The sequence below is a fragment of the Rhodococcus globerulus genome (assembly GCF_019334125.1).
Classification (GTDB): Bacteria; Actinomycetota; Actinomycetes; order Mycobacteriales; family Mycobacteriaceae; genus Rhodococcus_F; species Rhodococcus_F globerula.
This window is the reverse complement of sequence record NZ_CP079698.1, coordinates 3,903,490-3,916,407: the sequence shown is the minus strand read 5'-3', so window position 1 is coordinate 3,916,407 and position 12,918 is coordinate 3,903,490. Positions and strand designations below refer to the sequence as shown.

The window sequence follows — 12,918 nt, the reverse complement described above, 5'->3', positions numbered from 1 at the left end:
TGGCGATCCTAAGGCCAAAGCTCCCATCACGGGCTCTCTGACGGCTCGATCCTGACAATCAGGTCCGCCCGCACCCGAACTGCCTCGACAGCAACGGCATTCGGTTGATCCACCTCGTGTACCCACGCCGCAGCCGCTTCGGAACTCCTTCCGAAGCGGCTGTGTCGTGTCACCAGTCTTTCCGTGCGAGTTTCTTCCGGAACGTCGAGATACCACACGGCGTCGAGTGACGCGCGGACGTCGGGCCAGGCTCCGGTCTCGAAGAGAAGGTAGTTGCCTTCTGTGACAATCAGCGGAGTCTCCGGGTCGACAGGCACCGCGCTGCCGATGGATTCGTCGATCTCGCGATCGAAGATCGGCGCGTAGATCGTGCTGTCCTGCATTCGAAGTCGACGTAGTAGCGCCGCATAGCCGTCAGCGTCGAAAGTGTCGGGGGCACCCTTTCGGTCGCGTCTGCCCAGCCTGTCGAGTTCCCGATTGGCGAGATGGAAGCCGTCCATCTCGACGATGGCGCATCGAGTACCCAGCTTTCGCGCGATGGTCTGGGATGCCGTCGATTTTCCGGCTCCAGGTGCTCCCGTGATGCCGAGGACGTACCGACGGTTGTCGGCAATCAGTGAAGCAGCGCGTGAGGCAAGCTGGTCGAGCGTCAGCGAGACGGTCGGCGGTGAGGTCCTCACGTGTTGCTCCATTCGGTCGGGATGTCGGTTTCAGAAGACGGCTGCACGATGCCTTTGATTGCGCTTCGGCCCATTGTCCAACGGCGGATGATCTTCGACTGGTTATCTGAACTCGCCCCTCGGTTGGGCGTTTCCGGCCACTTAGTACCCGAGGCCTAAAGTGGCCACTCTTTTTGGGTGTTTCATGCCCTGATATCCGTTACGTTTTCCAGGTGGTTACTGCTGTGGTGCCATGCCGCACGGTGCGGAGACCCAGAGTGTGAAGGCCGATAGATGACGATTCTCAATTCTCGCTCTGGGCGGACTCGTCCTCGTTGCGGTCGCATTGTCGCTGCGTTCGGTGGTGTTGTTCTCGCAACGGCCTCGCTCGTGACTGCTGGTGCCGGCTTCGCTGCCGCCGAAACAGTCGCTGAAACCCTCAACCGTGCATGCGTCCGCTATGTCCCGAACCCCGATCCTGTTGAAGGCATAGTGTCCGACTGCGCCGGCGCGAACCTACAGAAGGCGAACCTGGCCGGCGCGAACCTGATCGGCGCGGACCTGGCCGGTGCGACACTGACAAACGCAATCCTGACCGCCGCGGACTTGAGCTACGCGACACTGGAGCAGGCTAACCTGACCGACACGGATCTGACCGGCGCGGACGTGAGCGACGCGCAAATGACGGGTGTGAACCTGACCCGCGCGATCCTGATCGACGCATCCTTGAGCAACACTTTCATGAGCTACGGAACCCTGACCGACGCGAACCTGACCGGCGCGAACATGTACGGCGCAAATGTGTGGGAGGCCGATCTGACCAGAGCGAACCTGACCGAGGTGTATCTGTACTCCGCCACGATGGTCCTCGCGAACCTGACTGACGCGGACCTGACCGACGCAGACCTGAGCTTTTCGTATCTGTACGGCGCGAACCTGACCGGAACGAGAGCAATACCCTCGGATGTTCAGGTGACCGCCTCGTCACCGGCCGATGCTGCCGTCACAATTCCCTCACCCCTGGGCGTTCGGGGAGTGGGGCTCGGCGAATGCACCCGACCGACCGATATTGCGGTCTCGATCGGCACCCCGACCACCTTCCCCGTCGGAACTACAACCGTCACGTGCACCGCCGGAAACACCCTTGCGTCCGGTTCGGGGACCGTTACGGTCACCGTCAACCCGTATACCGCAGCTCCCGGGTTCGCCGCCTCCGCGCCCGTCACGTTGTCGGGGACTGTGGGCACCGAACTCCCACATACCTTCACCGCCACCGGAACACCCGCCCCGCAGATCACCGTCACCGTCGGGGCCCTTCCCGACGGCCTCACCCTGACCTCCGCCGGTGTCCTGACCGGAGCACCTACCGCCCCCGGACCGATCAACTTCACCATCACCGCCGACAACGGCGTCGGAACCCCGGCCACGTTGCAGGTCAACGGAACCATCACCGCCGCAACGCAAACCCCGGCCCAGATCATCGCCGGCGCGTGCGGGAACTACGTCGCCAACCCCACCGCCGGCAACTCCACCGACTGCTCCGGAAAAAACCTCGCCGGAACGGACCTCGCCGGCGTCAACCTGACCGGCGCAAACCTGACCGGAACGGATCTCGCGGGCACGAACCTGACCGGCGCGGACCTCTACCACGCGGATCTGACCGGCGCAGACCTCACCGGCGCGAACCTCACCGGGGTGACCCTGACAGGTGCGAACCTGACCGGTACATCGGCACTACCGTCCGACATCACCGTCCCCGCCACATCCAATGACGGCGCCCCCGCAACTTGGGCGGTTCCCGCGATGCCCACCGGGCTGACTTTCGGCACCTGCACTCCCGCCTCCGGAACCGTGTTTCCGGTCGGGGCCACCTCCGTCACCTGCACCGTCACCAGCGTGAGCGGCGACGTCCTGACAACAGGTACAGGTACCTTCACCGTCACTACGACACCGGTCGTCGACCCACCCGTCACCGGATCCCTCGGCTCGATCTTCGGTAGCTGACCTTCCCGGCCGAACGCACTCGATCGGTGCGCACATGCTCAACGACGTTGTCCGTCAACTCTTTCGTGGGGTCGGAGGGCAATGTGGTTTCGGGGACTGTGGGTACGGGCCGCGTCGACCATCGATCGCGGCCATATCACGTTGAAACAAATCTGTCTCGGTAATCCGAATATTTGACCTTGGCAGGCTGTGTTTATCCTGTTGGCGTGACTTCCTCATTGGGTGAGCCCGGGCACACAACGGCCCCCGGACGTATTCGCAGCACAGCTTTTGCTTCCAAAGTGATGTCCGCAGCGGAAGCGGTGAAGTTCATTCACCCCGGCGATACCGTCGCGATCAGCGGTTTTGCCAGCGCCGGCACACCCAAGGTCATCGTTCCTGCCCTGGCGGAGCGGATTCACCACACCCGCGGGGAGGGGTCGAACTTCACGATCAACCTCCTGACCGGCGCCTCGGTCTCCACCGAGACCGAGCGCCTACTCGCCGAGGTCGACGGCATCGCGTTGCGCATGCCGTATCAGTCCGAGGCGACAGCCCGTAAGCGGATCAACGACGGCCGGATGGACTACGTCGACATTCACCTCTCGCACGTTGCCCAGCAGGTCTGGGAGGGCTACTACGGCAAGGTCGACGTGGCAGTTGTCGAGGTCGCCGGAATCACCGCGTCGGGTGAGCTCATCCCCGCCGCATCGATCGGCAACAACAAAACTTGGCTCGATGTTGCCGACAGAGTCATTCTCGAGGTCAATTCGTGGGTGCCCGAGGCTATGGAAGGCATGCATGACGTGTACTACGGCACTGCCCTCCCTCCTCACCGCAAGCCACTCGAGATCATTCGCGTCGAGGACCGGATCGGTCAGACGACGTTCCGGGTCGACCCCGCCAAGGTAGTTGCCGTCGTCGAGACCAACTGCCGCGACAGTGCGAGCCCCCTGTCTGCACCCGACGCCGTCAGCGAGGCGATCGCCGGCCACGTCCTGGAATTCTTCGACTTCGAGGTGCGTGCTGGACGGATGCCGGCGGATACCTTGCTTCCGCTGCAGGCGGGCATCGGCAATGTCGCAAACGCGGTGCTCGGCGGTCTCGATCGGGGGCCGTATCGCGGCCTGACCTGCTACTCCGAGGTCATCCAGGACGGGATGCTCAAGCTGATCAAGGACGGAACCGTCGCGCATGCGTCGTCGACGGCTTTGGCGCTCACCGAAGAAGGCATCGAAGAACTGACCGCGAACGTCGATTTCTACCGCGAACACATCACGTTGCGTCCGCAGGAGATCAGCAACCATCCCGAGGTGATCCGCCGGCTCGGCGTCATCGCGATGAACGGCATGCTCGAGGCCGATATCTACGGCAACGTGAACTCGACCCACGTCATGGGCACGAAGATCATGAACGGAATCGGCGGTTCCGGCGACTTCACTCGCAACGGCTACGTCTCGATGTTCCTGAGCCCGTCGACAGCTCGAGGTGGCGCGATTTCTGCGATCGTCCCGATGGTGCCGCACGTCGACCACACCGAACACGACACCCAGGTGCTTGTCACGGAGCAAGGCCTGGCTGATCTGCGTGGCCTGTCGCCGCGACGTCGCGCCCGCCTGATCATCGACAAGTGTGCGCACCCCGAATTCCGTCCGCTGCTGCATGACTACGTCGCCCGCGCCGACGCACAGCCGGGCGCGGGTCAGACTCCGCACATCCTGGGCGAGGCTTTCTCGTTCCATCAGCGCTACATCGATACGGGCTCGATGCATCTGTCCTGACACCCGCGCAGTGAGAGAATGCGGGAGTGAACGGAACCGGTGTACCCGCAGATGTGCTTCGACGGGTTGCAGTAGCGGGAGCAGACGACGCCGGTGGATTGCCGATCGAACTTCTCGGCGATTTCCTCGATGTGATCAGTTCAGCCGTCTGTGACGGTAAACCGCTGCAGCGGAGGCAACTTCACCGATTCCGGAGCCGTGGCGAGGACGCGGCCGAGCAAGGTGTTGCGTTACGTGCGTTGCTTGATCTGTACCTCTCGTCTGCCTGGCGCCTATGGCGTGAGCTTCCCGCTGTCATTGCAGCGCAATCGGATCCGAACGCGGTAGTGGCAGCCGGCGAGGTGATGCTCCGGGCTGTCGACGACGCCGTCGCGGAACTGACGGAGGGGTTTCAGCTGGCGCAGCGCTCTCTCGTGCGTTCGCAAGTATCCGCGCGCCGCGAATTTGTGGACGATTTGTTGACCGGTGGCGCCGATGTTGTCGGATTGCTCGCTCGCGCTTCGAGTTTCGGGTTGCATTTGTCCGGACCGCATTCGGTGGCAGTCGTGACCGCTGCGCGTGAATTCACCGACGACAATCCTCTGGTCGGCGCTGTCGAGCGTGCAGTGCTCGGCAGTAAAGGTGATGCCGACGCGCTGGTCGCCAGCAAGAGCGGCAAACTCGTCATCGTGTTTGCGGCGCCGGATCGAGATGCAATCGACCATGTGCTTCGCGGAATTCGGTTGGCTCTCGAATCCGGGGCCGATGGCGCCGGACGCGTTCAGTTGCAACGACGCGCCATGGACGTGGCCTGGCAGATTGCGGTCGGACGACCGCGTACAACGGCCGCCGGTGTGGTGGCGTCGTACCGCGAAGCGCTCGACGCACTCGATCTCGCACAGCGGTTGTCGCTCGAGTCGCCGGTAATCGACGCGCGGGATCTGCTGGTCTATCGCGTGCTGGTCAACGACAGGCCGGCGGTCACCGACCTGATTCAGACTCTCCTCACGCCGCTGCTCGAAGCACGTGGGGGAGCAGAGCCGATGGTGGAGACGCTGCTCGCCTACTTCGCGGCGGGAGGGAACACGGCAAAGACGGCCCGGGATCTGCACCTGTCGGTACGGGCGGTGACCTACCGGTTGGATCGCATTCGCGAACTCACCGGCCAGAACGTGAATGATCCCGGCGACGGTTTTGCTCTGCACGCGGCGGTGCTCGGGGCCAAGCTTCTCGATTGGCCCCGAACTCCGCTCACCTGATTGCTCTCAGCTGATGTCGGGCAACCCGGGTAGCGAATAGCCTGATTCGTCGTCCCAGTCGACGGGCGTGTCGTCGAGCGAGACATCCCACTGCGCGTTCGGCAAGGCACGCCTGAGTTCAGTCAGTGCGTTGAACCAGTACACGAGGGACGGGATGATTTCCGTTTCGTCGTTCGAGATCTTGGTGGACCCGTTCAGGACCGTGTTCGGGATGTCCGAGTCGTACAAGTCGAGGACTTCGGCGTCGAAGGGGAACTCGTCGTTGTGCACGGCGATCAGACGGTCGATTTCCGTCCTCTCGTCGGCCGACAACGGTTCAGGGCGAACGGCGGAGTAGTACAACGAGGTGCTCATGCTTGCCAGGCTAGAACACTCGGACAGATTGCCGACATGCATAATCACGCCTAGATTGCCGTAACCCGGCAATTTCAGCGGGAAAAGTCGTCGACAAATAGACCGTGATGGTTTGAAGTCGGCAAGGAAAACTGGTGAAGACGGTGAAACGGCCGTCGTGATCGAAGTAATCGTCTTCCAGGCAAAGGAGAATCCCGTGACTGAAGTTAACCGTGGCAGTCGGGTAGGTGATCGGCGATGACGGTTCCCGTGTGGGCATGGGCCGCGTTTGCCGCCGTTATCGTCATCATGCTGCTGATCGACCTGCTTGCCCACCGCGGCGCGCACGTCATCGGATTCAAGGAAGCCGCCAGGTGGAGTGCACTCTGGGTCGGTTTGTCGCTGGTGTTCGCGGTGGTTGTCACCCTGACCTTGGGGGTGGACTCAGGTGTCGAATTCACCACGGCCTGGCTGCTGGAGAAGAGCCTCTCCGTTGACAACCTGTTTGTTTTCGCCCTGATCTTCGGTTACTTCAAGGTGCCGCGTGAGTACCAGCACCGCGTGCTGTTCTTCGGTGTCATCGGCGCCCTGATCTTCCGCGGTATCTTCCTCGCCGCTGGTGTCGCGATCGTCAGCAAGTTCACGGCAGTCCTGTTCGTGTTTGCCGCGATCCTGCTCTACAGCGCCTACAAGCTCCTCAAGGACGAGGACGAAAGCTTCGACCCCGGCACGTCGTTCGCGGTTCGCATGTTGCGCAAGATCATGCCGGTTCAGGACGAGTACGCCGGCACCAAGTTCTTCGTGAAGGAAGCCGGAAAGCGCATCGCAACACCGCTGTTCGCGGTTGTCGTAGCCATCGAAGCGGCCGACCTCGTGTTTGCCGTCGACAGTGTCCCGGCAGTTCTGGCAGTGAGCGACGACCCGTTCATCGTGTACTCCAGCAACGCGTTTGCGATCCTGGGTCTTCGTGCTCTGTACTTCCTGCTCTCGGGACTACTCGAGAAGTTCCACTACCTGTCCAAGGGACTGTCGATCATCCTCGCCTTCATCGGCGTGAAGCTGATCATGCAGGCCGGTCACAAGGTGATCAGCACTTCCATCCCCGAGATTCCGTCACTGGTAAGCCTCGCCGTGATCATCGTGGTGCTGGCAGGCTCGATCATCTTGAGCCTCAAGAAGCCGTTGCCGGAAAAGCCTGATGCAGAAGAGGTCGTGTCAGGTGACACACCGGTCGAGCTCGAGAAGGCGAGCGGTGACGCCGGCGCCCGGGATTCCGACATCGAGCTCGCAGCCGGCGAGCGCGACGACGATGACGACAAGGTGGATGCCCGTAGTAGGAGCTGATACCGACTGACCGAGAATGAAAGGGAGACCGCACTGTCTGCGGTCTCCCTTTCTCTGCCCGACCTCAGGGTCCAGGGAATTTGTTTGTGCAGTGACCTGAGGCGGAACAGCATTTATCCGTGGTGTATCCGAACTGCGATTGCGGCTTTAGCTGTTAGCGCAATATCGAAATCAGTCCACTCGGTGAGGAAGTCGGCGTCAGGTGATTGACATCTTGTTAGTCTGGCCCGGTGCCTGATCCCGCGACCACGTGTTATCCAGCATTGCCCGCGACAAGTTGGGCAGTGCTGGGAATGCTCACATTCGGTGAAGAACTCAGTGGTAGCGACCTGAAGAAGTGGGCTGATTGGAGCATTGGATTCTATTACTGGAGTCCTTCGGTAAGTCAAATTTACGCCGAGTTGAAGAAGCTGGAAGCACTGGGATTTGTTCGTTCGCGGGAGATTTCCGAATCGGGGCAGCGGAACCGACGAGTCTTCGAGATAACCGAATCCGGTATCGAGGTCGTCAGATTATGGTCACGCGAATCGCCGATCGAAACACCTGTCCTCAAACATGGCGTGATGTTGAGACTGTGGGTGGGTCACCTGAATGACCCCGATCAACTCAAAGCGATAGTGCTGGATCACATTTGTAATCTTCAGGCGAAGAAGCTCGAGGCAATAGAACATGCCGATCATTCCGAGAACGAACCAGGCTGGGCGTTTACCCAGATGAGTTTGCGATGGGTAGGCCGCCATTTTCAGGCGGAGATCGACCTCGCCTCCCAATTGCTCGATGATATCGATGAGGCCGCAGCTCGAATTGCGCAAGGAGACATCGATGCTTTCGGCTTGCCCCGCCCCGTACGCGGCGGCAGGTGGAAGGAGATCTGAGCGCGACGCGTTCCGTCTGACTGCTATTCCGATTTGTCATCGAATTGAAGATGCACGACTCTCTTGACGTTATACATCGGCCAGTGGCGCGACGTCGTCGGCTGCAGCGGCCATGGTGCGACTACGTTCGGAGATGAGTGGATCCATTGCATCCCACCATTGCCTCAGGCTGGTGTCACCGCGGCTCAGGCGAGTCATTGCCCACCAACCGGTGGTTCCGTCGACGGTCCAGGTGATCGTCACGACGTTGGGTTCGCTGTCGGACCACAACGGCGGACTGACAAGTATGCTGTCGAGCATCAGGCCGCGACGACTGGCACCAGGCAGGTAGCCGGCACGGAATTCGTCGACAAACTTCTTCCCACATCCGCGATTCGTGACGATCCGGTCGACCACGTAGAGCGTCTCGCCTGCCATGCCCGCAGGCTACGGTGTACCTAATCCTCTGCGGTACTTTCGATCTCACCTAGCGGGAGGTTGCTCCGGGGTGGCACGTTGCTCCGAAGCTGCAAGGGAACGCGGCGGGCGCAGACCCAGCCACCCCACCAAGCCCACCAGAACGAAGGCGACGGCGGCGGTCGAAAACGTGACAGTGAAGGCGGATTCACTGGGCATCGCAGGTACTCCTTCGGGGAGATTCGCAATTGTCATCGACGCCAGAATCGTTGTCACCACTGCGCTGCCGATGGCACTGCCGGTGGAACGTGAGATCGAGTTGATGCCGTTGGCGATGCCGCTCTGATGATGTGGCACGTTGGACATGATGATGGCGGGCATGGCTGCATAACCGAGGCTGAGGGCGGCGCCGATCACCATGCCTGCACCGATAACCGATGCGGTGTGCGTGTGGTCGAACGCCAGCCACGCGAACGGCAACGCCCCGAGGACCGCGGTGAGCCCCAGGACGAAGCGTGGCCCACGCAGCCTGATGAGTCGACCGCCGATCGGGGCGGCGATCAAGGAAACCAACGCGCCTGGCAGCAAGAATTCGACCGACGCACGCAGAATGCTCGCGTCGAACCCGTAGCCGGTGAGATCGCGGGGAAGTTGTGCGAGATACGAGATCCCGAGGAAGTTTGCGAACATGCCGAAACCCACCACGACGCCGGCAAGATTTGCCATCATCACCGGGCGGTGGACGAACATCCGCATGTCGACCAGCGGTTCGTCGACGATCTTCTCGATCCACACCCAGACTGCGAACATCACGATCGAGGCCAGAAAGACGATGATCGTCAAGGGCGAGCGCCAACCCCATTGGTGGCCTTGAGAAATCGACAGCAGAAGCAGAAGTAGTGCTGCTCCCAGACTCAGCGCACCGATGAGGTCCACGCGCCCACCGCTTTTGTGTGTGGTGGGCGGGACCAGGGTGATGACGGCAATCAAGGCCAGCACCGCGAATCCTGTGGCCATCCAGAAGGCGTTGCGGTAGTCGGCGTCGGGGCCGGACGTGAGAAGCCCCGTGGCAACAAGGGCCAGCCCACTGCCGAACGCGAGAGTTCCACTGACCAAGGCCATTGCGCCGGGAAGCCTGTGCGGCCGTAGCTCTTCACGCAAGACCGAGAGTGCCAGCGGGAAGATCGCGGTTGCTGTTCCCTGAAGAACCCGACCGAGAATGAGCAGTGGCAGATTATGTGCCAGCGCGGCGACGATCGAACCGATCACCATGACGACAAGAACGCCGACCAGTGTGCGTTTCTTGCCATGCTGGTCCCCGTAGCGGCCCAGTAGCGGGGTGAAAACCGCCGCAGACAGCAGCGTGGCCGTTGTCACCCAACTGACGCCGGCGGTCGAGACTCCCAGGTCGGATTGGATCCGCCCGAGAATCGGAACCGGCAACGTCTGCATCATCGAGACGATCATCGCGGCCAAGCTCAGGGCCGCGATGATCACCGCTTCTCGGCGCGGAGAGGGTGCGATGGATTCGACTGCGAAGTTCGCGGCAGCAGTGTTCGTCGTAGCGGTATTCGTCAATGGGTCCTTCTCGGGAACTACAAGAGAAATGTATTTAATGTGGCGAAGTAAATTTCTCTGGATGGTAGGTCCGGGGAATTGATCCCGTCAACGGTTGTGTTCACCGAAGCTCGCTGGGAATCAGTCGAACAGCAACACCGGCTTGAGCACACTGCCGTTCTTGATGCCCTCAGCGGCTTCGTTGATCTGATCGAACCGGAAGTACTTCACCAGCTTTTCCAAGGGGAAACGCCCCTGCTCGATCAGCGACACCAGCGATGGCAGAAATACCTGCGGCACCGCGTCGCCCTCCGTGACACCGATAAACTTGCGCCCGTTGAGCAGGTAATTTACGTCCACCGCCACAGTGGTTCCGGCTGCGGGAGCGCCGATGGCAGCGACGGTACCCAGCGGAGCGAGGCATTCGATCGCAGTCGCAAGCACCGCGACGTTGCCGGTGGCGTCGATGGCGTAGTCGATGCCTAGACCGCCGCTGATCCGGTCCAGTTCCGCTGCGGCGTCAACGTCCTTCGAATTGATCACATCGGTGGCGCCGAGTTCGCGTGCCAGGTCGAGGCGAGACGGCACGATGTCGATCGCGAAGATGCGCTCCGCACCCGTCAGCTTTGCAGCCATGACTGCCGCCATGCCCACTGCTCCGACACCGAAGATTGCGATGGTCGAGCCGGATTCCGGCTTCAGGATGTTGAGTACCGCTCCTGCACCGGTCTGGATGCCGCATCCGAGCGGAGCGAGTAGACCGAGATCAGCGGTGTCGGAGACCTTCGTGACGCCGCGCTCGTCGGCAAGGGCATATGTGGAGAACGAGGATTGAGCAAAGAAGTGGCCGCTCACGTCTTCGCCGCCTCGCGAGATCGTGGCAGTGCCGTCGGCTCGACTACCACCGATAAGATTGCGCGGCAAGAACTCCTGACAATACGCGGGGTGTGCTGTGCGGCAGTTTCGGCACGTTCCACAACTGGTGAAGGACAGCAGGACCTTGTCACCGGGCTTGACCGTGGTGACGGCGTTGCCCACTTCTTCGACGATGCCCGCTCCCTCGTGGCCCAGAACGCCGGGTAACGGGAAGGGAATGTGGCCGGCTTGAACGCCGAGGTCGGTGCCGCACACACCCGCGGCCACGATGCGGACCAGAACCTCGTCCGCCCGTGGCGTGTCCAGTGTGACGTCGCCGATGGTGAAGGGTTCGCCGATCTTGTCGACAACGGCCGCGCGTGCCGCGTGGGTCATGTTGCGCTCCTGTTCTATTCGGGTCAGAAGGGGTAAACGGGCAATGTGCTCTGCGCCGTTACCCACTGTGTTTCGGTGAAGGCGTCGAGGTTGGCACTGATGCCGCCGACGCGACCCCCGTTGCCGGAGGATGCCATGCCGCCGAAGGGAATGACAGCCTCGTCGCCGACAGTCTGATCGTTGATGTGCACGAGGCCGGTCGGGATCTGCTGGGCGATTTCGAGCCCACGCATGGCGTCGGCGGTCAGAATGCCCAGGGACAGGCCGTATTCGGAGTTGTTGGCGATGGCGATCGCCTGGTCGACGCTCGCGAAGGACGTCACCGGGGCGACGGGCCCGAACACCTCGTCGGCAAAGGCGGGGGCTGTGAGTGGCGTATCGGCCAGGACTGTCGGTCGGTAGAAGAGGTCTTCGTAGGTTCCGCCTGCGGCCAGTTTTGCTCCGGCCGCAATGCTTTCGGTGACGAGCGAGTGGATGTGGTCGCGCTGTTTGGCGTCGATGATGGGGCCGAGCGCTACCTGGCCGGTGAAGGGGTCGCCGACCGGAAGTTTCTCGGCGTGCTCGGCGAGGAGTGCAGTGTAATCGGCGACGATGCTCTCGTGTACCAATTGGCGGCCGGTCGTCATGCAGATCTGCCCCTGGTGCATGAATGAGCCGAAAGCGCCTACTGACACTGCTTTTTCGAGGTCGACATCGTCCATCACGATCAGGGCGTTGTTGCCACCTAGTTCGAGATGGGCGCGCTTGAGATGACGTCCGGCCAGTTCGCCGACTGCCCGGCCGGCGCGAGTCGATCCGGTGAAGGCGATGACGCGGATGCTCGGATGAACCACGATGGCCTCACCCGCGTCGGCGCCACCAGGCAGCATGCTGAACACGCCGGCGGGCAAGCCGGCTTCTTCGAAGATGCGGGCGAGGACCACGCCGCCACAGATTGCGGTGCGTGGATCTGGCTTGAGGATCACCGCATTGCCCAGTGCGAGGGCGGGTGCAACCGCGCGGATGGCCAGGATGATCGGAAAGTTGAAAGGCGCGATGACGCCGACAGTTCCGACGGGGACGCGCCGCGAGAAGCTGAGGCGAGGCTGTTCCGAACGCAGAACCTCCCCGACCGGGTGGGCGGCCAGGGCAGCTGCGTTGTAGCACTCCTCAGCGGCGGTGTGGGTTTCCAGCCCGGCCTTGGCCGGAATGCTGCCGGCCTCACGGACTACCCACTCACCGATTTCGTCGGCGTATTGCTCGAACAGGTGACCCGCGCGGCGCAAAACGGCTGCTCGCTCGGTGTACGGCCGTGCTGCCCAGTCTTTCTGGGCCGCGGCGGCCCTCGTGGCTGCGGCAGCGACATCGTCAGGCGTGGCCATGCCGACTGTGCTGAGCTGATTACCTGTTGCGGGTTCGACAACTATGCGATCTGTGGCCCCGCCGGCGATCCATTCTCCGGCAAAGATCTTCGATTCCCAGACCGGTTCGGTCATCAAACTCGTCATGGTCGCTCCTTGAA

The 12,918-nt window shown here is 61.9% G+C and carries 11 protein-coding genes; 5 read left to right on the top strand and 6 right to left on the bottom strand.

Annotated features, from left to right (window positions below):
* Positions 1 to 26: 26 nt before the first annotated feature.
* A complete protein-coding gene (locus KYT97_RS17810) occupies positions 27 to 680 on the bottom strand; it encodes a nucleoside/nucleotide kinase family protein (RefSeq protein WP_045066765.1) in 654 nt (217 codons plus the stop codon).
* Between the two features lie 273 nt (positions 681 to 953).
* Between KYT97_RS17810 and KYT97_RS31125 the strand changes: the two genes are divergently transcribed.
* The 3 genes from KYT97_RS31125 (at position 954) to KYT97_RS17795 (ending at position 5,661) form a co-directional block, all read left to right on the top strand.
* A complete protein-coding gene (locus KYT97_RS31125) occupies positions 954 to 2,663 on the top strand; it encodes a pentapeptide repeat-containing protein (RefSeq protein ID WP_219110355.1) in 1,710 nt (569 codons plus the stop codon).
* A 206-nt stretch (positions 2,664 to 2,869) separates the two neighbouring features.
* Positions 2,870 to 4,423 carry a succinyl-CoA:acetate CoA-transferase ScpC gene (gene scpC / locus KYT97_RS17800; RefSeq protein WP_051730421.1) on the top strand — a complete coding sequence of 518 codons (1,554 nt, stop codon included), beginning with the start codon at positions 2,870 to 2,872 and terminating at the stop codon, positions 4,421 to 4,423.
* A 26-nt stretch (positions 4,424 to 4,449) separates the two neighbouring features.
* Positions 4,450 to 5,661, top strand: coding sequence for a PucR family transcriptional regulator (locus KYT97_RS17795; protein WP_219110354.1), 1,212 nt, complete (start codon positions 4,450 to 4,452; stop codon positions 5,659 to 5,661).
* A gap of 6 nt (positions 5,662 to 5,667) precedes the next feature.
* Here KYT97_RS17795 and KYT97_RS17790 read toward each other — a convergent pair whose 3' ends face one another.
* Positions 5,668 to 6,015: a hypothetical protein gene (locus KYT97_RS17790; protein WP_045066763.1), complete on the bottom strand. Its 348-nt coding sequence runs from the start codon at positions 6,013 to 6,015 to the stop codon at positions 5,668 to 5,670.
* A 237-nt stretch (positions 6,016 to 6,252) separates the two neighbouring features.
* Here KYT97_RS17790 and KYT97_RS17785 point away from each other — a divergent pair, with 237 nt between their 5' ends.
* The gene (locus KYT97_RS17785) at positions 6,253 to 7,338 is read left to right on the top strand and encodes a TerC family protein (protein WP_219110353.1); all 1,086 of its coding nucleotides are present in this window, start codon (positions 6,253 to 6,255) and stop codon (positions 7,336 to 7,338) included.
* A 293-nt stretch (positions 7,339 to 7,631) separates the two neighbouring features.
* Positions 7,632 to 8,213, top strand: a complete 582-nt coding sequence (locus KYT97_RS17780) for a PadR family transcriptional regulator (RefSeq protein ID WP_080711699.1) — start codon at positions 7,632 to 7,634, stop codon at positions 8,211 to 8,213.
* A 69-nt stretch (positions 8,214 to 8,282) separates the two neighbouring features.
* Here the strand turns inward: KYT97_RS17780 and KYT97_RS17775 are convergent, their stop codons facing one another.
* The 4 genes from KYT97_RS17775 to KYT97_RS17760 form a co-directional block, all read right to left on the bottom strand.
* Positions 8,283 to 8,630, bottom strand: a complete 348-nt coding sequence (locus KYT97_RS17775; protein WP_219110352.1) for a hypothetical protein — start codon at positions 8,628 to 8,630, stop codon at positions 8,283 to 8,285.
* 45 nt (positions 8,631 to 8,675) lie between these two features.
* Positions 8,676 to 10,187, bottom strand: a complete 1,512-nt coding sequence (locus KYT97_RS17770) for an MFS transporter (protein WP_245005859.1) — start codon at positions 10,185 to 10,187, stop codon at positions 8,676 to 8,678.
* A gap of 120 nt (positions 10,188 to 10,307) precedes the next feature.
* The gene (locus KYT97_RS17765; RefSeq protein ID WP_219110351.1) at positions 10,308 to 11,417 is read right to left on the bottom strand and encodes an NAD(P)-dependent alcohol dehydrogenase; all 1,110 of its coding nucleotides are present in this window, start codon (positions 11,415 to 11,417) and stop codon (positions 10,308 to 10,310) included.
* A gap of 23 nt (positions 11,418 to 11,440) precedes the next feature.
* A complete protein-coding gene (locus KYT97_RS17760; RefSeq protein WP_219110350.1) occupies positions 11,441 to 12,904 on the bottom strand; it encodes a benzaldehyde dehydrogenase in 1,464 nt (487 codons plus the stop codon).
* Between the last annotated feature and the right edge of the window lie 14 nt (positions 12,905 to 12,918).